Here is a 17,814-nt window from a genome sequence, read left to right as displayed (position 1 = left end):
GCCGCCGTCAGAGTCGTCTTGCCGTGGTCAACGTGACCAATCGTGCCCACGTTCACGTGCGGCTTCGTGCGGGTGAATTTTCCTTTTGCCATTTTCTCGACTCCGAAAAATAACTAGATCAACACACTGACATGGGGTTGCAGCCACCGGACTGCAACCCCAAAACTGGTGCCCATTGCGGGAATCGGACCCGCGACCTCTCCCTTACCAAGGGAGTGCTCTACCACTGAGCCAAATGGGCGATATTCAAAACAAACTGCACAGCGCGAACGGACCCTTTGGAGCGGGAGACGGGAATCGAACCCGCGTCATTAGCTTGGAAGGCTAGGGTTCTACCATTGAACTACTCCCGCATTGCGACGCAATCTCTCTAGACCAGATCACACCACTTCGCGGTCAGAGCCTTCACCTTCGCTTCAGCTCCGCACATCACATTCAAGCGCTCTGCAAAATCCATTTTCGCTGGTGGAGAGGGCTGGATTCGAACCAGCGTACTCGTAAGAGGGCAGATTTACAGTCTGCTGCCATTAACCACTCGGCCACCTCTCCGGCGAACCTCGAAATATAGCACGAATACCAACCTGCGTCGATGACAGTTTGGTGATTCGCACCACCGCGTCGCACCGGCACATCAATGCCCCGGCGTTTCGCGTCGAGCCTTGGATTCTCGCATGAAATCAAACACTTACAGGCTCATGCACACTGGGCGTCGCGCCACGCCCGCGCCTCGCCGAAGTGACCGCACCCGATGAAGGGCACCGGCGGCCGCATCGCCGACAACGGCGACGGATGGTTGGCCATCAGCACCTTGTGACGACTTGTGTCGATCAACGATCGCTTGCTCTGGGCATGCGATCCCCAGAGCATGAAGACGCTTGGCCGCCCCTCGTTCGCAACGTGGCGGATGACGGCATCGGTCAGCACCTCCCAGCCCCGGCCGGAATGGCTGGCCGGACGCCCCTCCTCGACCGTCAAACAGGTGTTGAGCAGCAGTACGCCGCTCATCGCCCACTTGACGAGGCTGCCGCCGGGATCCGGAAACTTCGGCGGGCGGGCGCCCAGGTCGCGCTCGAGTTCCTTGAAGATGTTGCGCAGCGACGGCGGCAACGCGACGCCGGGCGCCACCGAGAAGGCCAGGCCTTCCGCCTGACCCCGTCCGTGATAGGGATCCTGCCCAAGGATCACGACGCGAACCTCTTCGGGAGGCGTCAGCTCCAGCGCCCGCAGCGGGCGCGGCGGGAAGATCACGGCGCCGGCATCGAGCCGTTCCTGAAGGAAACCCAACAGCCTCTGCCCCACCGCGCCGGCAAAGAAGTCGTCGACCAGCGGCTGCCAGCCGGGCGCCACGGGCCAATCGGCAGGATTGCTGCTGACCAACTGATCCGCTCTCAACGGAACATCTCCGCGAGCGCTTCGCCCGGCTCGTCGGCGCGCATGAAGGCCTCGCCGACCAGGAACGAATGGACCCCCGCCGCCCGCAGCTTCGCGACATCGGCTCGTGACGAAATACCCGACTCGGTCACGAGCAACCGCCCTTCCGGCACCTGTGCAAGCAGATCGATCGTCGTCTCGATCGAGACTTCGAAGGTGCGCAGATTGCGGTTGTTGACGCCGATCAGCGGCGTCCGGAGCTTCAATGCCCTCTCGAGTTCAGCGCCGTCGTGCACTTCGACCAGCACCGCCATGCCCAGCCCGGCCGCGATCGCCTCGTAATCGCGCATCTGCCCGTCGTCGAGGCACGCGGCGATGAGCAGGATCGCATCGGCGCCGATCGACCGGGCCTCGTAGACCTGGTAGGCATCGATGATGAAGTCCTTGCGCAGCACCGGCAGATCGCACGACGCGCGGGCCTGCTTCAGGTAGTCGATGCCGCCCTGGAAGAACTGGCGATCGGTCAGCACCGACAGACAGGCCGCGCTGACCTTGCCATCGCCCGCCGCGTAGCTTTGCGCAATGTCTGCAGGAACGAAGTCCGCGCGAAGCACGCCCTTGCTGGGGCTTGCCTTCTTGACCTCGGCGATGACAGCGGCTGCGCCGGCGGCAATTTTCGAACGCAATGCGCCGACGAAATCCCGTGTGAGCACGCGGCTTTCCGCGTCGAAGCGGATGGCTTCGAGCGACGTCCGTTTCCTGGCCGCCGCAACCTCTTCGCGCTTGACCGCAACGATCTTCTCGAGGATGTCCGACATGTCGCCCGCCTCCCTCAAGCTGCGGCGGCCGTGGCCGCGACGAGTTCTGCGAGCTTGGCCTTCGCCGCTCCCGATTCGAGCGCGGCGCGCGATTTCTCGATGCCTGTCGCGATCGACTCCGACACGCCGGCCGCATACAACGCGGCGCCCGCGTTCAGCAGGACGATGTCGCGCGCAGGACCGGGCTTGTTGTCGAGCACGCCGAGCAGCATCTCGCGCGACTGATCGGGCGTCTCGACGCGCAGCGTGCGGTTGCTCGACATCGAGAAGCCGAAGTCTTCCGGATGAAGCTCGTATTCGCGCACTTCGCCGCCCTTGAGCTCGCCCACCATCGTGGCCGCGCCGAGCGAGATTTCGTCCATGCCGTCGCGGCCGTAGACGACGAGCGCGTGCTCGGCGCCCAGCCGTTGCAGCGCACGCACCTGGATGCCCACGAGGTCCGGATGGAACACGCCCATCAGGATGTTGGGCGCCCCCGCCGGGTTGGTGAGCGGCCCCAGGATGTTGAAGATGGTCTTGATGCCGAGTTCCTTGCGCACCGGCGCGACGTTCTTCATTGCCGGATGATGGTTCGGCGCGAACATGAAGCCGATGCCCACGTCGGCGATGCACCTGGCGATCTGCTCGGGTTTCAGGTTGATGTTCACGCCCAGCGACTCGAGCACGTCCGCGCTGCCCGACTTGCTGCTCACGCTGCGGCCGCCGTGCTTGCTCACCTTGGCGCCTGCCGCCGCGGCGACGAACATCGAGCAGGTCGAGATGTTGAAGGTGTGCGAGCCGTCGCCGCCGGTGCCGACGATGTCGACGAGGCGCGTGGTGTCGGCCACCGGGACCTTGGTCGAGACCTCGCGCATCACCTGCGCGGCCGCGGTGATCTCGCCGATGGTTTCCTTCTTCACGCGCAGCCCGGTGATCAGCGCGGCCATCATCACCGGCGAGCATTCGCCGCTCATGATGAGCCGCACGATGTGAAGCATCTCGTCGTGGAAGACCTCGCGGTGTTCGATGGTGCGTTGCAGCGCTTCCTGGGGGGTGATGGGCATGGGGATGTCTCGCTCGGTTCGGTGGATCGGGTCGTTGCGGGAGGAAGTCCGCTCAGGCACGGAAGAAACTCCGGATGGCGCCGATGGCGCGGTCGATGCCGCTCGCATCGACGTCAAGATGCGTCGCGAAGCGCAGCCGGTAGAGCCCGGTGGCCAGCACGCCGTTCTGCTTCAGATGCGCCAGCAGTTCGGGCGAGCGGTGGCGCGCTTCGCCCTCCAGATCGACGAACAGCAGGTTCGTCTGAGGCGCCTCGACACGCAGCTCGGGAATGCCGGCAAGGCCGTCGGCCAGCCGGCGCGCGAGTTCGTGGTCCTGCGCAAGCCGGTCGATGTGGTGGGTGAGTGCATGCGACGCCGCCGCAGCCAGCACACCGGCCTGCCGCATGCCGCCGCCGGCCATCTTGCGGATGCGATGCGCGCGGGAGATGAGCTCGCGCGAACCGCACAAAGCCGACCCCACAGGTGCGCCGAGGCCCTTGCTGAAACAGACCGACACGCTGTCGAAGCAGCCCGCGATGCGGCGCGCCTCCGAACGCACGTCGGAGCCGGTCTCGGCGGCCTGCGCCGTGGCGGCGTTGAAAAGCCGAGCCCCGTCGAGATGGCGGGCAAGCCCCTTTCGCCGCGCAAGCTCGGTCGCCTGCTGCACATAGGCGAACGGCAGCAGCTTGCCGCCAAGGGTATTTTCGAGCGCGAGCAGGCGGGTCCGCGCGAAGTGCGCGTCGTCCGGCTTGATCGCCGCCTCGATGTCCTCCAGCGCGAGGGTGCCGTCCGGCTGGTGGTTCAGCGGCTGAGGCTGCACGCTGCCGAACACCGCCGCGCCGCCGCCTTCCCAGCGATAGCAATGCGCCTGCTGGCCGACGATGTATTCATCGCCGCGCTGGCAATGCGCGAGGATCGCGCAGAGATTGCTCTGCGTGCCAGTGGGCACGAACAGCGCCGCCTCGAAGCCCAGCATGCCGGCAATCTGCGCCTGCAGCGCATTCACACTGGGGTCGTCGCCGAACACGTCGTCGCCGACCGGTGCGGCCATCATCGCGTCGCGCATGGCGGCGGTCGGCCGGGTGACGGTGTCGCTGCGCAGGTCGATCACGTTCGATGAAGCGTCCATGTCGTGCCTCACTCCAGGAAGTTCTTCAGCATGGCGTGGCCATGCTCGGTCAGGATGGATTCCGGATGGAACTGCACGCCCTCGATGCGAACGTCATGCGCGAAGCCGGTGTGCCGCACGCCCATGATCTCGCCGTCGTCCGTCCATGCGGTGATCGCCAGTTCGGTCGGGCAGCTGGCGCGCTCGATGGCCAGCGAGTGGTAGCGGTTCACGCTGAATTTTTCGGGCAACCCGGCGAACACGCCTTCGCGGGTGGTCGTGATCTGGCTGGTCTTGCCATGCATCAGCTCCTGCGCACGGATGACCTTGCCGCCGAAGGCGGCGCCGATCGACTGATGACCGAGGCACACGCCGAGGATCGGCAGGCGCCCGGCGAACTCACGGATGGCAGCGACGGACACGCCCGCTTCCGCAGGCGAACACGGCCCCGGCGAAATCACCAGCCGTCCGACACCGCCGGCAATGCGCTCGCGCAGTTCGTCCAGCGTGATCTCGTCGTTGCGAAACACCTCGACATCGGCCCCGAGTTCGCCGAAGTACTGCACCAGGTTGTAGGTGAAGCTGTCGTAGTTGTCGATCATCAAGAGCTTCATGGCCTGACTCCGATTCGATACGCCCGTCATTCCAGACCCTCCTCGACGAGTTCCGCCGCCCGCAGCAGTGCGCGCGCCTTGGCCTCGGTTTCTTTCCACTCGAGCTCGGGAACCGAATCGGCGACCACGCCGGCCGCCGCCTGCACGTGCAGCATCTGGTCCTTGACGATGCCGGTGCGGATCGCGATCGCCACGTCCATGTCGCCGGCATAGCTGATGTAGCCGCAGGCGCCGCCGTAGATCCCGCGCTTGGTCGGCTCGAGCTGGTCGATGAGCTCCATCGCGTGCACCTTGGGCGCGCCGGTCAGGGTGCCGGCCGGGAAGGTGGCCTTGAGCACGTCGATGGCGGTCATGCCGTCCTTCAACGTGCCTTCGACGTTGCTCACGATGTGCATCACGTGGCTGTAGCGCTCGATCGCGAAGGCTTCGGTCACCTTCACGGTGCCGATCTTCGCGATGCGGCCGATGTCGTTGCGCGCGAGGTCGATCAGCATCACGTGCTCGGCGCGCTCCTTCGGGTCGTTGAGGAGTTCGGTCTCGGCTGCCTTGTCGAGTTCGGGCGATGCACCTCGCGGACGGGTGCCCGCGAGCGGCCGGATGGTGATCTTCTGTTCGCCCTCGCCGGTGTGCTCCTGCCGCACGAGGATCTCGGGCGAGGCGCCGACCACCTGAAAATCGCCCAGGTCGTAGTAGTACATGTAGGGCGACGGGTTCAGCGACCGCAGCGCGCGATACAGCGACAGCGGCGACTCGGTGTAGCGCTTGCTGATCCGCTGGCCGACCTGCACCTGCATGAAGTCGCCCGCGGCGATCAGCTCCTTGGCGCGCTTGACGGCGGCCAGGTAGTCGGCCTTGGCGAAGCTGCGCTGCGGCGGATGCGCCTGGCTCGGCCGCACCTGCGGCGCGCTCACCGAGTACTTGAGCTGCTCGCGCAGCTCACGCAACCGCCGCTTGGCGTTGGCGTAAGCCTCGGGCTGGGCCGGATCCGCGTAGACGATCAGATAGAGCTTGCCCGACAGGTTGTCGATGACCGCCAGCTCCTCGCACTGCAGGAGCAGGATGTCGGGGCAGCCCAGGGCATCCGGCGGGCACGTTTTCTCGAGCTTCTTCTCGATGTGCCGGACCGCGTCGTAGCCGAAGTAGCCGGCCAGTCCGCCACAGAACCGCGGCAGCCCCGGCCTCAGGGCGACCTTGAAGCGCTGTTGGTAAGCCGCAACGAAGTCGAGCGGATTGCCTGAGACTTTTTCCACGACTTTGCCGTCCGTCACGACCTCGGTCACGGCCTCCGCGCCGAAGCCGGAGGCCCGGAGGAAGGTGCGCGCCGGCAGCCCGATGAAGCTGTAGCGGCCGAAGCGTTCGCCGCCCACGACCGACTCGAGCAGGAAGCTGTTGCGGCCGCTGTCCTTGGTGTAGGCGAGCTTGAGATAAAGGGAGAGAGGTGTCTCGAGGTCGGCAAAGGCCTCGACCATCAGCGGAATGCGGTTGTAGCCCTGCGCGCTGAGGCTCTTGAATTCGAGTTCGGTGATCACGGGTGGGGTCTCCGTCTGCCAGCGGACGCTCCTCGGTCGCTGGCGGTTCATCCAGGTTGGCCGCTCAGGAACGAGGGCCGCGGGCGCACGGCGTGCGCCGTGCTATCAAGCAAGCAACGTCGATGGCCAACGCCAAGGCCAGGCTCCCCGGCTGCCTTGACCTGTCTGGATGACGTGATGAATGAACATGGAATCGGGAGTTTAGCCGAGGGACAACGGGTATACAAAAAGATACATTGAGTTTATTAATTTGCATGTCGTCATCCACGGGAGCTTCTTCAATGCGCAAGTCCACCCTCCGCCGCGCGGTCGCGCTGACCGCCTTCACCTTCGCAACTTTCGCTGCCCTCGCTGCGCAGGTCGACGTGGCTGGCGTGAAGCTCGACGATGCCATCGACGTCCATGGCAGCAAGCTGCAGCTCAACGGCGCGGGGGTCCGGTACAAGGCCGTGTTCAAGGTCTACACCGCCGGGCTCTACCTGGGCAAGAAGGCGGGCACCCCTGAAGAGGTGCTGGCGGCGCCGGGCGCCAAGCGCGTGACCATCACCATGTTGCGCGACATCGATGCGAACGAGCTTGGCAAGCTCTTCACGCGCGGCGTGGAGGACAACTCACCCAAGAACGAGATGTCGCAGCTGATCCCCGGGTTGCTCCGCATGAGCGGCATTTTTTCCGAGCAGAAGCAGCTCAAGACCGGCGAGAACTTCACCATCGACTGGGTGCCCGGCAGTGGGACCGTCATTTCGGTGAAGGGCGTGCCGCAAGGCGAGCCGATCAAGGAGCAGGCCTTCTTCAACGCGCTCGTGCGAATCTGGCTCGGTCCGAGTCCCGCGGACTGGAAGCTCAAGGACGCCCTGCTCGGAAAGGGCTGATCTTCCTTCAGCGCAGTTGCGCCAGTTCGGCCAGGGAGTCGACAAAGGCATCCGCGTCCACATCCCGGACGGGCTCGCCGTGGTTGTAGCCATAGCTCACGAGCACGACAGGACAGCCTGCTGCGCGCGCGGCCTTCGCGTCGTTGCTGGAGTCGCCAACCATCAGCGTGCGCGCCGGCAGCGTTGCCAGCGCTTCGCAGGCCTTGAGCAGCGGGAGCGGATCAGGCTTCTTCCGCTCGAAGGCGTCGCCGCCGAACATCACCTCGAAGAATCCGTCGAGCCCCTTGGTCGCCAGCAGCGGCCGCGCGAAGGCGGTCGGCTTGTTGGTCAGGCACGCGAGGCGCAATCCCCGGGCCCGCAAGGCCGTCAGGCCTTCGACCACGCCGGCGTAGACGTCCGCGTGCTGCCCGTTGATGGCCAGGTAGTGGTGCTGGTAGCGCGGCCAGGCCCGCTCGAACCATGCGTCGCCGTCGTCCGAGGTGCCGCGCACATGCCGCAGCACGGAATGGATCAGGTGCTCCGAGCCCTTGCCGACCATCCGCTCGACCGTCGGCCCGTCGATGTGCGGCAGCGCGAGCTCGTCGAGCATGCGGTTGAGCGAGACGACGAAGTCGCCGATCGTGTCGACCAGCGTGCCGTCGAGATCGACGATCGCCGCGTCGAAGTTCGAGAGTTCCAAAGACATCCCAAGAGGATAAGCCCAGGAATCCCGCGGAACCGGCTCCGCCGGGCCGCCGGGATTGCCCCCTGTAAGGGGGTGTCAGAGCCACACGCAGTGGGCGAGGCTGGGGGTCAAGCTTCGGTCAATGACTGCGCAGCCACCACCGCCTCGGTCCGGTTGCGCACATTGAGCGCGCGGAAGATCGCCGCGAGGTGGATCTTGACCGTGCCTTCGCTGATGCCGAGCGCGCGCCCGATCAGCTTGTTCGGCTTGCCCTGCGAGAGCAGTTGCAGCACCTCGACCTGTCGCTCCGTCAGCACGTTGCGCAGGTGTTCGAGGGTCTGGGCTCCGCCCGCCGCGCCGGCGCGGTGCGTCGCATCCGAGCCGGGTATGCCGGCAATGACGCCAGGGGGCACCGACGACAGCATCATCGGCGGCACGTAGACACCGCCCGCCAGCACCAGCCGCACGGCGGACAGCATGACTTCGGGCGAATAGGCCTTCGGAATGAAGCCGAGCACCCCGCGCTCCAGCGCGCTGCGCATGACAGCCGGGTCTTCATAGCCCGACAGCACGATGACCGGCACCGCCGGATACCGGCGGCGAATCTCGTCGATATGGGCCTGTCCCTCGGCGCCCGGCATGTTCAGGTCGATCATGGCCAGGTCGATGTCGTCGGATGCACCGGCGAGCAATTCGTCGACGCTCATTGCCAGGACGAATTCGATGTCGGCTTCGATTTCCGACAGTTTGGCCTTGACCGCTTCGATGACGAGCCGGTGGTCGTCGGCGATCAGGATTTTCATGGCGTACCCCAGCGTCAGTGATGAACTCAGCACGCTGAAGATACCGGCGAAACCCGCGCGCAGCAAGGCGGAATCGCTTTCCGAACGACATAGCACCCAAGCGGTATGGCGCGGGCAGGCCCGAGTGGAAGAATCGATTCGCATCCAGAAACGACAGGGGACACGGGCATGTGCCATCGATGCAAGCGCGGTCGCAGCGCTTTCCCCGTCGCCGGCGACATCTAGCCGCGAGCCGCCATGGCGCGCCTGCTCGACTGCTTTTCGGCCCTGCTTTCCTTCGGGCTGGCCCTGGACGCCTCGATCGCGGGCGGCCGGGTGGGCGGGTCCTGCGAGGATGCGCAGCGCCGGGCCCTGGCGTTGCTCGACGAAGCCCGGGCAGCCGCACAGCGCCTTGGCAAGCCCACCGAGCAGATCGAGTCGGCCCTCTTCGCGATGGTCGCGTGGATCGACGAAGTGCTGTCCCGCCATCCCGGCTGCGAGGCCGCGGTCGCGCCGCTGCAGATGCAGCTCTTCAATTCGAGCAACGCACAGACCGAGTTCTTCCATCACCTCTCGGCGCTGCCGGCCGACGAGCAGGAGGTCCGGGAGGTCTACTGGCATGCGCTGGCGCTGGGCTTCAAGGGGCAGTACTACTTCGAGAGCAGCGATGACGGCGAGCTCGGAAAGCTCAAGGACCTGCACGCGCAGCAGCTCGCCATCCGCCCCGCGTCGCTCGACACGCTCGTCGACGACCGCATCACGCCGCAGCCCTACGGCGTGCCCGACCCGCCCGGCCCGCGGGACCCGCAGGGCGGCAAGCGCGCCCTGCTGCGCACCGTCGCGGCGCTGGCGGCGGTGGTACCCCTGGCCTACCTCGCCACCCATCTGCTGACCCACACGCGGGAAACGCCGCTCACGCTGGTCCAACGCGTGGAGCAGCAGGTTCAGACCTACGCCTGCGCCGATCTTTCCGCGACGCAGACGCAGGAAGGGGGTATACGCGTCGCCGGCTATGTGCCGACCGCCGAGGATGTGATCCGCGTCCAGCGCGAGGTGCGAGGGTTGCCCGGCGTGACCGAGGCCAGCTTCGACCTGAATCTGCGCATCTGGCCGCATTGCGAAGTGGTCGAGATCCTCAAGCCCTACCAGGCACGCAATCGCGAGCTGGGCCACGGCCTGAAGGTCGAGGCGGCGAGCGCGCACAAGGGCCAGCTCCGCGAAGGCGATCCGGTGCTGTTCCGCGTCACCGGTCCCAACTACGACGGCTACCTCTGGGTCGACTACTACACCGCCGACGGCGCGGTGATGCACCTCAAGGCCGGCCGCGGCCAGGCCCGCGTGCGCGCGGGAGAAATCATCGAACTCGGCCGCGACATCCCATCCAGCTGGCTGGTTGCGCCGCCCTTCGGCACGGTGCTGCTGGCCGCGTTGTCCTCGCCGGTGCCGTTCAGCGAAGCCACGGAGCGGCCGCCCTTCGAGCTGGCGTCCGCCTACCTGCAACGGCTGCGCGAATCGCTGGCGGCCGGCGAGCTCGGCGTGCGGGTGATCGCAGACACGCTCTTCCTCGAAACCGTTCCCCGCTGAGGTGGTGCCGATGCCCCAGTTGCCGCCGATCCCCATGCAGTTCTGGTCTCTGCTGGCGCTTTGCCTGCTCGCGCTCCTGAGCCTCTGGTGGGTGCTCCTCGGCTCGGGCCGGGCGGCGCGCCGCCGCTCGCTGCGCGCACGGATCGTCGCGGTCACGCCGGGCGGCGCGGCAGCCCTCGCGCCTGCGCAGGACGCCGCGATCCAGCAATCGATCGCGCAACAGGTCCCGCCGCTGCAGGCGGCTTCGGCAGGAGCACCCCGGCGCGGCACGCTCTACACGACGCCGTGGTTCCTCTTCGTCGGCGACGCATCGGCGAACGTGGCAGAACTCCTCGCGCTCGCGGCCGGCAGTCGATCGACGCAGGACGCCGCACCCGCCGCCGGTCGCCCGTTCTGGTGCTGGCATCGACTGGCTTCGATGGTCGCGATCGAGGTGCACCCGGCCGTGCTGGGCGACCCGCCGGACGCGCGCGAGCGCAGTCTCTGGTATCGCGCGCTGCTGGATCTGGCCGAGCGCCGCAAGCGCCTGCCGCTCAACGGCATCGTGGTGTGCGTGAGCGCGTCGTCGCTGCTCCAACCCGCCCGCGTGAGGGACGAGCTTGCCCGTCGCCTGCGCGCCCTGGTCCACGAAGCGGCGGAACATCTGCGGATCCAGCTGCCGGTCTACCTCGTCGTGACCGGCCTGGAGCGCATCGACGGCTTCGATGCCCTGCGCGCAGCGCTGCCGGCCGGGGTGCTCGAACAGGCACTCGGGCACCGGCTGCACAACGGCACTGCGCCACGCGTACCTGCCGACACGCAGCTGGACGGGCTCTACGACGAGATCATGCAGCGCATGCACGCGCTTCGAATGGCGCTGTTCCGGGCCGAGCGCAGTCCCGCCCAACGGCATGCGATCCATGCCTTCGTCGAACACTTGCGGTCGCTGCAACCGGGACTGCGCTCGACGGCCGATGTGCTCTTCGGCTACGGCGCCGGGCCGAGGTCGCCGCGCTGGCGCGGGCTCTACTTCACTTCCACGCCGTCCAACGGCACGGCGGGCGCCTTCGCGCAGGATCTGTTCACGCGCTTTCTCCCGTCCGACCAGCCGCTGGCGCATTCGCGGCGGCCCGGTGCGGCCAACGACAGCGACTTCGCCTCGACGCGGATGTAAGCCGCGCCCGAGGCGCTCACTCGTCGTCCCGCACGCGATGCTGGCTGGTGAGGGTCTGCTGGATCGCGGGCGGCACCGCCTCGTAGTGCGACAACACGATCGTGTAGCGCCCCTGCCCGCTGGTCATCGCGTTGAGTCGCGATTGGTAGCTGGCGAGTTCCGACATCGGCACCTGCCCCTTGATGACAACGGTACCGACCGCGAGGTTCGAAGTGCCGGTGACCAGCCCGCGCCTCGACGACAGATCGCCTGTCACGTCGCCCATGGCCCCGTCGGGCGCGGCGATCTCGATCTGCACGATCGGCTCGAGCACGATCGGCCGCGCGTCGCGGATGGCCGCCATGAAGGCCTTGCGGCCCGCCGTGGCGAAGGCAATGTCCTTGCTGTCCACGCTGTGGTGCTTGCCGTCGTAGACCACCACGCGCACATCGACCACCGGGTAGCCGGCGATCGCACCGGTCTGCAGCACTTCGCGCACGCCCTTCTCGACTGCGGGAATGAACTGACCCGGAATCGTGCCGCCCTTGACCTGGTCGACGAACTCGAAGCCTTCTCCACGGCCCATCGGCTCGATGCGCAGGAACACCTCGCCGAATTGGCCGGCACCGCCGGTCTGCTTCTTGTGGCGATGGTGCCCCTCGGCCGGCGAGGTCACGGTCTCGCGGTAGGCGATGCGCGGCGGCCGCGTGTTGACCTCGAACTTGTAGACCTCGCGCAGCCGGTCGAGCAGCACGCGCAGATGCAGGTCGCCGAGCCCGTACACCACCGACTCGTTGGTGGCGGCCACGTGCTCGACGCGCAGGCAGGGGTCCTCGCCGACCAGCTTGCCGAGGATCTCCCACATGCGCTGCTCGTCGCCATGTCGCTTGGGCTCGATCGCCAAGCCATGCACGGGCACCGGAAAGTCGAGTGGCGCGAGGTGCACATGGTCGTCCTCTGCCGCATCGTGCAGCACCGAGTCGAACTTGATCTCGTCCACCTTCGCCACCGCCACGATGTCGCCGGGCAGCGCGCGCGCGACCTCGACGTGGTCCTTGCCCTGCAGCATGAAGAGATGCCCCACCTTGAAGGGCTTGCGGCCGTCGCCCACGTAGAGCTGGCTGTCGCGCGTCACCGTGCCCTGGTGCACCCGGAAGATGCCCATCTTGCCGACGTACGGGTCCACCGTGACCTTGAACACGTGCGCGAGCACATGCAGCGAAGGATCCGGCTTCGCTTCCATCGGCTCGGCAGCGGCGCCTTCGCCCAACAGGAAGTCCGGCGGATTGGCTTCGGTCGGGTCCGGCAGCAGCCGGGCGATCACGTCGAGCAGCTCGGCGATGCCTGCGCCGGTGCGCGCGGAGACGAAGCACACCGGGATCAGATGCCCTTCGCGCAGCGCCTGTTCCAGCGGCGCATGCAGTTCGGCGGGGTCCACGTCGCCATCGTTGAGATAGCGGTCCACGAAGGCGGCGTCGACCTCGACCACCTGCTCCACGAGCGCGCGGTGCGCCGCATCGACCGAGCCGACATCGCACGAACCCTCGCGATTGAAGAAGCAGTCGACCACCCGTGCGCCGCCGTCCCCGGGCAGGTTGAGCGGCAGGCATTCGCGCCCGAAGGTGGCCTGGATCTGCTCCAGCAGCCCCGTCAGGTCCGCGCCCTGGGCGTCGATCTTGTTCACGATGATCATGCGCGTGAGATGGCGCGAGGCGGCGTACTCCATCATCCGCAGCGCCATCTGCTCGATGCCGGTCGATGCATTGATGACGACCGCTGCGGTCTCGACCGCCTCGAGCGCGGGCAGGCTCTGGCCGAGGAAATCGGCGCCGCCGGGCGTGTCGATGAAGTGGATCCGCGTATCGCCATGCGTCATGTGCATGATCGACGCGTTGAGCGAGTGCTGCATTCGTCGCTCGAGCGGGTCGTGGTCGCTCACGGTGCTCCCGCGTTCGACGCTGCCCGCCGCGCCGATGGCGCCGGTGCGCTGCAACAGGGCCTCGGCGAGCGTGGTCTTGCCGGAAGCGGACGCTCCGACAAGGGCCAGCGTCCGCACCGCTTCCATTTCGGCCGCGAGGCCGTTCGATCGGCTTGGCATGCGTGGTCTCCTCAACACCCGGGCGACCCAGCGTACGGGATTGACCGGCCGGACGCAAGCCGGCCCCGCCTGCCGGACAATGGCGGCACTCACGGCAGAACGCATGGCACAGCCCCCCACCCCACCCCGCGCGACGGGCTACGCCCGCACGCAATTCATGATCGTCAAGATCCCGGTCGTCCCCGATGCGGACGACCTGTATCACCAGCGCGAGGACCGCATCGACCAGGCGCTCAAGGCCAAGGGCCTCGGCACGGTGATCGGCTGGGGCGACTCGCTCGGCGAGGCGCGGGCCGGGGGATCGAGGCGCGTCGCCTACACGCGCGTCGATCTCGACGTGCTGGAGATCGAAGCCGCCCGGGCCGAACTGCAGGTCATCCTCTCGGCCATCGGCGCGCCCGCCGGGACGGAGATCCACTACAGCCGCGACGGCGCGAGCGTGGCGGACATCTACGCCCCGCCGGAATGGCGACTCGCGCAGCCCGTCGTGTACGGCATCCGGCAGGGATAGAGGCCGGCGCTCCCTCCGGTCAGGGACCGAGCGGCAGCGGCTGCGTCGTTTCCTCGTCCGAGTGCAGCCACATCGCGACGGCGGTGTAGTTGTCGTGGCCGGGCGGGGCGCTCAGCCGGATCTCGGCGTCGATCCGGTCGATCAATTGATGCGGATCGAGCGACGCCCGCACGATCTCGCCCAGACGCTGGTCGCCCAGCACCTCCCAGACGCCGTCGCTGCACAGCAGCACCACGTCGCCGACGCGCACCGGCAGGGGATCGGACACATCGATCTCGACGTCGCCGTCGGGCGCGCCGAGCGCCGACAGCAACAGGTTGCGCTGCGGATGCAGCCGCGCGCGCTCCTCGTCGATCATGCCGCCATTGACCAGTTGCTGGACGAGGCTGTGGTCGATCGTGCGCGCCACCTGCTCGCCATCGCGGAACAGGTAGGCACGACTGTCGCCGGCGTGCGCCCAGGCAAGCGCGCAGGCTTCAAGGTCCACGATCGCGAGGACCACGGTCGAACGCATGTCCGCCAGCCTGCCGCCCTCGGCCTGCCGCGCGACCACGTCGCGGTTGGCCTGCTGGAGCAGGCGCCGCAGCCGGCCGCGGTCGAGCCCGGGCGATGCGGCGACGGCACCGAGCACGCTCGATCGCGTGACGTCGGCCGCGACATCCCCGCCACCGTGTCCGCCCGCCCCGTCCGCCACGATGCAGGCGGCGAAGCGATCGTCGCTCCACTGGCCGAACACGTCCTCGTTGTAGGAACGGCCGCCCTGCTTCGAGACGGAGACGATTTCGATGTCCACCGGCTGGCCTCGCTCGGGTTCAGTGGACGCCGAACGCCCACCACACCATGAGGGCGATGGCGAGCGGCAGGCCCGCCGCGACGGAAGCGGCCACCGCGAGCAGCTTGCGCTGGCGTTTCGTCGCCAGCGCGCGCGCTGGCTGCGGCTGCGCAGGACCGGTCGCGCGCCGGCCTGGAGCCAGACGCATCGGCGCGGGCGCCGGTTCGAGCCCCAAAGCCTCGCGGAATGCCGCCATCGACTGCGGCCGCGAATCGGGCCGCACGCCGAGCCCCGCATCGATCGCGCTCAGCAGGCGCTCGCTGTAGCGCTGCCGCAGCGCCTCGTTCCGCGCCAGCGGCATGTAGCTGTCGGACAGGACCCGCGCGACCGACGGCGGCGGCGGCCTGCCGCACACCGCGACGTGCAGCACGGCGGCGAGCGCGTACACATCGGTCCACGCGCCCTGCGCCATGTCGGGCATTCCGGCGTACTGCTCGATCGGCGCGTAGCCGGGCTTGAGGATCACGGTGATGGTCTGCGTCTTGTCGCTGATCACGCGCCGCGCCGCGCCGAAGTCCAGCACCACCGGTCGCCCGGAGCCTTCGAGAAGGAGGATGTTGTCGGGCGCGATGTCCCGGTGATAGCAGTGCGCCGCGTGCATGACCATCAGCGCCTGCGTGACGCCGTCCATCACCTTCAGCAACCATCCTTCCTGCGCGATACCCGGCGAGGCCGCCAGCGCCTGCTTCAGCGTGTCGCCGCGATAGAAGGGCATGACCATGTACGCCGTGCCGCGCTCCTGCCAGAACCGGTAGACCTTGAGCAGCGACGGATGGCCGAACTGCGCCAGCAGCCGCGCCTCGTTGATGAAGCCGCGCATCCCCAGCTCGAAGGTCTCCCGGTGCCGCTCGGACAGCGGCATCACCGCGCCGTCCGGCCGCCGCGCCGACAGCGACGAAGGCAGGTATTCCTTGATCGCGACCACGCGCTCGAGCACCGGATCCCACGCCTCGTAGACCACGCCGAAGCCACCTTGCCCGACGATGCGCGTGATCTCGAACTCGGCCAGCCGCGCGCCGACCGCAAGAAGGCCCGCGCCGGTGCGGCGCGGCGCCGATCGCACGGCGGGTGCCACGGTGGGCGCGAGCGAACGCGGAGATTCACCCGGCTCCTCCTTCCCCGCCGGAGGAGCCGGAGCCGACGCACGGGGATTCACGCAGCCTCCGGAGATGACTCAGGGAGCGCCAGTGTCCGGCGCTGGCGCCGCGCGGGAAATAACGCTAAAGATCTACAGCGGAGGACGCATCCGCTTGCAGCTTCCGCTCGACGCCGGCGCCGAATGTTGCCTAGGATGAGCGCCATGAACACCGCCTCCCCAACCGTTCTTTTCGACGCGGACGAAGCGATCTGCACGATCACACTCTCCCGCCCTGCGAAGCGCAATGCGGTGGACGGCCCCACGGCTGCCGCGTTGCGCGCCGCCTTCGGGCGCTTCGAGGCCGACGAGACCCTGCGCGTCGCGATCCTGACCGGCGCCGGCGGCCACTTCTGCGGGGGCGCAGACCTCGCCGCGGTGGCCGATCCGGCGCTGCGCAACGAACTGACGCCGGACGGCAGCGGCAACGGACCGATGGGGCCGACGCGGATGGCGCTTTCCAAGCCGCTGATCGCTGCGGTCAACGGCTACGCCGTGGCGGGAGGCCTCGAACTCGCGCTGCTGGCCGACCTGCGCGTCGCCGACGAGGACGCGGTGTTCGGCGTCTTCTGCCGGCGCTGGGGCGTGCCGCTGATCGACGGCGGAACGGTGCGCCTGCCGCGTCTCGTCGGGATGGGACGCGCGCTCGACCTGATCCTCACGGGCCGTGCGGTGCCCGCCTCCGAGGCGCTCGCCATGGGTCTGGTCAATCGCGTGACCCCGCCCGGTGGCGCATTGGCGGCGGCCCGGGAACTCGCGCGCGAGATCGCCGCGTTTCCGCAGCAGTGCATGCTCACCGACCGGCGCTCCGCCTACGCGCAGTGGAACCTGCCGCTTGCCGACGCACTGCGGCAGGAAGGCGCGAACGGCGTACCGGCGGTGTTTGCCGAGGGCAAAGCCGGCGCCGAGCGCTTCGTGCGCGGCGCCGGGCGGCACGGGCAGTTCGGCGCAGGGTGATCTCGGCCGACCTTCGGCCTCACCGCTCTTTCGGCCCGGGCGCTTCCGCCCCGGCCGCGCAGCCGAAGAGTGCGTCGAACTGATCGTCCTGCGGCAGTTCCTGGCCGGCCATTCCGAGCCCGTGCTCGGCGGTCGGATCGGTCAGCCAGAGCGACTGGCCGACCACCGGCAGCGCCAGCGTCGCGCCGGAGTCGTCGGCCTCGGTTCCGCCGGCCGCGAACAGCTGATGCAGCAACACCTCGAAACGCACCGCGTCGAGGTGCTCCCGCGTGCCCTCGCGCGCGGCGCGGCTCGCCAGCACCCACCAGTGGCGCAGGCGTGCCAGGGCATCGCCGCGAAGTTCGCTCTCGGCCGACCCCAGCTCGGTCGCAAGCGTGAAGGGGAAATGGCGCCCCATCTCGTCGACCGAGGGAACGATCACGCCGACCCAGCCTTGCGCATCGACCACGTCGTTGCCGAGCACGAAGCACCACCGCGGCGCCTCCAGGTAGTGGTCGGGCCAGTGCGGGTGGCTCTGCTGCATCCGCGCCATCCCGGCGCGCAGCCAGCGGCCCCAAGCCTCGCGAAAACTCTGCGGCAAGCGGCGGTGCGAGAAGTCGCCCATGCCCGGCAGCCTGCCGAGCCAGCCCGGCGCCGCGCCTGAAAAGAGGGAACTCGTCTGCTCGTGCACAACCACTCCGACATTGGAAACATGCAGTTTCCGGCGACGGCGCGCAGAAACACATCTGGCCGATGGCGTAAGGCGCCGAAGACGCTCAGGGTAATGCAAAGGGCCTAGAAAGCGC

Annotated in this window: 18 protein-coding genes and 3 tRNA genes; 5 read left to right on the top strand and 16 right to left on the bottom strand. The window is 67.9% G+C overall.

The genetic code is table 11. The features are described from left to right. From BLW05_RS26790 to trpE, 10 genes are all read right to left on the bottom strand, one after another. A partial coding sequence (locus tag BLW05_RS26790; RefSeq protein WP_082519739.1) for a GTP-binding protein occupies window positions 1-92 on the bottom strand: 92 nt, incomplete at its 3' end. 74 nt (window positions 93-166) lie between these two features. Beyond that, window positions 167-241 (bottom strand) — tRNA-Thr (locus tag BLW05_RS26785). A 38-nt stretch (window positions 242-279) separates the two neighbouring features. Continuing rightward, a tRNA-Gly gene (locus BLW05_RS26780) sits at window positions 280-353 on the bottom strand. A gap of 110 nt (window positions 354-463) precedes the next feature. Next, a tRNA-Tyr gene (locus BLW05_RS26775) sits at window positions 464-549 on the bottom strand. Between the two features lie 144 nt (window positions 550-693). Beyond that, window positions 694-1,392: a uracil-DNA glycosylase gene (locus tag BLW05_RS26770; RefSeq protein WP_093166610.1), complete on the bottom strand. Its 699-nt coding sequence runs from the start codon at window positions 1,390-1,392 to the stop codon at window positions 694-696. Then, entirely contained in the window at window positions 1,389-2,189 is an 801-nt protein-coding gene (gene trpC / locus BLW05_RS26765) for an indole-3-glycerol phosphate synthase TrpC (protein WP_093166609.1), read from the bottom strand. Before trpC ends, BLW05_RS26770 begins: the two co-directional genes overlap by 4 nt. A gap of 14 nt (window positions 2,190-2,203) precedes the next feature. After that, on the bottom strand, window positions 2,204-3,232 hold the full coding sequence (gene trpD / locus BLW05_RS26760) for an anthranilate phosphoribosyltransferase (RefSeq protein WP_093166608.1): 1,029 nt from the start codon (window positions 3,230-3,232) through the stop codon (window positions 2,204-2,206). Window positions 3,233-3,284: 52 nt separating this feature from the next. Beyond that, window positions 3,285-4,340 carry a low-specificity L-threonine aldolase gene (gene ltaE, locus BLW05_RS26755; RefSeq protein ID WP_093166607.1) on the bottom strand — a complete coding sequence of 352 codons (1,056 nt, stop codon included), beginning with the start codon at window positions 4,338-4,340 and terminating at the stop codon, window positions 3,285-3,287. Between the two features lie 8 nt (window positions 4,341-4,348). Continuing rightward, complete coding sequence (locus BLW05_RS26750) at window positions 4,349-4,933, bottom strand: aminodeoxychorismate/anthranilate synthase component II (protein WP_093166606.1); 585 nt, start codon at window positions 4,931-4,933, stop codon at window positions 4,349-4,351. Window positions 4,934-4,959: 26 nt separating this feature from the next. Beyond that, window positions 4,960-6,462, bottom strand: a complete 1,503-nt coding sequence (trpE, locus tag BLW05_RS26745; protein ID WP_093166605.1) for an anthranilate synthase component I — start codon at window positions 6,460-6,462, stop codon at window positions 4,960-4,962. Window positions 6,463-6,743: 281 nt separating this feature from the next. Between trpE and BLW05_RS26740 the strand changes: the two genes are divergently transcribed. Beyond that, complete coding sequence (locus BLW05_RS26740) at window positions 6,744-7,334, top strand: chalcone isomerase family protein (protein ID WP_093166604.1); 591 nt, start codon at window positions 6,744-6,746, stop codon at window positions 7,332-7,334. Window positions 7,335-7,341: 7 nt separating this feature from the next. Here the strand turns inward: BLW05_RS26740 and BLW05_RS26735 are convergent, their stop codons facing one another. Beyond that, window positions 7,342-8,019, bottom strand: coding sequence for a phosphoglycolate phosphatase (locus tag BLW05_RS26735; RefSeq protein ID WP_093166603.1), 678 nt, complete (start codon window positions 8,017-8,019; stop codon window positions 7,342-7,344). Window positions 8,020-8,126: 107 nt separating this feature from the next. Further along, window positions 8,127-8,801: a LuxR C-terminal-related transcriptional regulator gene (locus BLW05_RS26730; RefSeq protein WP_093166624.1), complete on the bottom strand. Its 675-nt coding sequence runs from the start codon at window positions 8,799-8,801 to the stop codon at window positions 8,127-8,129. 237 nt (window positions 8,802-9,038) lie between these two features. On the opposite strand from BLW05_RS26730, the gene BLW05_RS26725 reads away from it, so the two are divergent. Together BLW05_RS26725 and BLW05_RS26720 are read left to right on the top strand one after the other, a co-directional pair. Beyond that, entirely contained in the window at window positions 9,039-10,364 is a 1,326-nt protein-coding gene (locus tag BLW05_RS26725; protein ID WP_093166602.1) for a DotU family type IV/VI secretion system protein, read from the top strand. Window positions 10,365-10,374: 10 nt separating this feature from the next. After that, on the top strand, window positions 10,375-11,517 hold the full coding sequence (locus BLW05_RS26720) for a type VI secretion system protein (protein WP_093166623.1): 1,143 nt from the start codon (window positions 10,375-10,377) through the stop codon (window positions 11,515-11,517). 16 nt (window positions 11,518-11,533) lie between these two features. Here the strand turns inward: BLW05_RS26720 and fusA are convergent, their stop codons facing one another. Further along, entirely contained in the window at window positions 11,534-13,594 is a 2,061-nt protein-coding gene (gene fusA / locus BLW05_RS26715; RefSeq protein ID WP_093166601.1) for an elongation factor G, read from the bottom strand. A 103-nt stretch (window positions 13,595-13,697) separates the two neighbouring features. Here fusA and BLW05_RS26710 point away from each other — a divergent pair, with 103 nt between their 5' ends. Further along, on the top strand, window positions 13,698-14,105 hold the full coding sequence (locus BLW05_RS26710; RefSeq protein WP_143044931.1) for a hypothetical protein: 408 nt from the start codon (window positions 13,698-13,700) through the stop codon (window positions 14,103-14,105). Window positions 14,106-14,124: 19 nt separating this feature from the next. Here the strand turns inward: BLW05_RS26710 and BLW05_RS26705 are convergent, their stop codons facing one another. Both BLW05_RS26705 and BLW05_RS26700 read right to left on the bottom strand, forming a co-directional pair. Beyond that, window positions 14,125-14,898 (bottom strand): PP2C family protein-serine/threonine phosphatase, encoded by a 774-nt coding sequence (locus BLW05_RS26705; protein WP_093166599.1) that lies wholly within the window; start codon window positions 14,896-14,898, stop codon window positions 14,125-14,127. 19 nt (window positions 14,899-14,917) lie between these two features. Then, window positions 14,918-16,012 carry a serine/threonine-protein kinase gene (locus BLW05_RS26700; RefSeq protein ID WP_256330505.1) on the bottom strand — a complete coding sequence of 365 codons (1,095 nt, stop codon included), beginning with the start codon at window positions 16,010-16,012 and terminating at the stop codon, window positions 14,918-14,920. Between the two features lie 225 nt (window positions 16,013-16,237). Here BLW05_RS26700 and BLW05_RS26695 point away from each other — a divergent pair, with 225 nt between their 5' ends. Further along, complete coding sequence (locus BLW05_RS26695) at window positions 16,238-17,029, top strand: crotonase/enoyl-CoA hydratase family protein (RefSeq protein WP_093166598.1); 792 nt, start codon at window positions 16,238-16,240, stop codon at window positions 17,027-17,029. Between the two features lie 19 nt (window positions 17,030-17,048). On the opposite strand, the gene tagF is transcribed toward BLW05_RS26695, so the two are convergent. Continuing rightward, complete coding sequence (gene tagF / locus BLW05_RS26690) at window positions 17,049-17,699, bottom strand: type VI secretion system-associated protein TagF (protein WP_256330504.1); 651 nt, start codon at window positions 17,697-17,699, stop codon at window positions 17,049-17,051. Window positions 17,700-17,814: the final 115 nt, after the last annotated feature.

This window comes from Variovorax sp. YR216 (genome assembly GCF_900107745.1).
GTDB lineage: Bacteria > Pseudomonadota > Gammaproteobacteria > Burkholderiales > Burkholderiaceae_C > Variovorax.
The sequence above is the reverse complement of the archived record's forward strand: the minus strand, read 5'-3'. Positions and strand labels throughout refer to the sequence as shown.

Coding starts and splice junctions, on each gene's coding strand:
- trpC (WP_093166609.1), bottom strand. CDS start 2,189: ATGTCGGACATCCTCGAGAAGATCGTTGCGGTCAAGCGCGAAGAGGTT.
- trpD (WP_093166608.1), bottom strand. CDS start 3,232: ATGCCCATCACCCCCCAGGAAGCGCTGCAACGCACCATCGAACACCGC.
- ltaE (WP_093166607.1), bottom strand. CDS start 4,340: ATGGACGCTTCATCGAACGTGATCGACCTGCGCAGCGACACCGTCACC.
- BLW05_RS26750 (WP_093166606.1), bottom strand. CDS start 4,933: ATGAAGCTCTTGATGATCGACAACTACGACAGCTTCACCTACAACCTG.
- BLW05_RS26740 (WP_093166604.1), top strand. CDS start 6,744: ATGCGCAAGTCCACCCTCCGCCGCGCGGTCGCGCTGACCGCCTTCACC.
- BLW05_RS26735 (WP_093166603.1), bottom strand. CDS start 8,019: ATGTCTTTGGAACTCTCGAACTTCGACGCGGCGATCGTCGATCTCGAC.
- BLW05_RS26730 (WP_093166624.1), bottom strand. CDS start 8,801: ATGAAAATCCTGATCGCCGACGACCACCGGCTCGTCATCGAAGCGGTC.
- BLW05_RS26725 (WP_093166602.1), top strand. CDS start 9,039: ATGGCGCGCCTGCTCGACTGCTTTTCGGCCCTGCTTTCCTTCGGGCTG.
- BLW05_RS26720 (WP_093166623.1), top strand. CDS start 10,375: ATGCCCCAGTTGCCGCCGATCCCCATGCAGTTCTGGTCTCTGCTGGCG.
- fusA (WP_093166601.1), bottom strand. CDS start 13,594: ATGCCAAGCCGATCGAACGGCCTCGCGGCCGAAATGGAAGCGGTGCGG.
- BLW05_RS26710 (WP_143044931.1), top strand. CDS start 13,698: ATGGCACAGCCCCCCACCCCACCCCGCGCGACGGGCTACGCCCGCACG.
- BLW05_RS26695 (WP_093166598.1), top strand. CDS start 16,238: ATGAACACCGCCTCCCCAACCGTTCTTTTCGACGCGGACGAAGCGATC.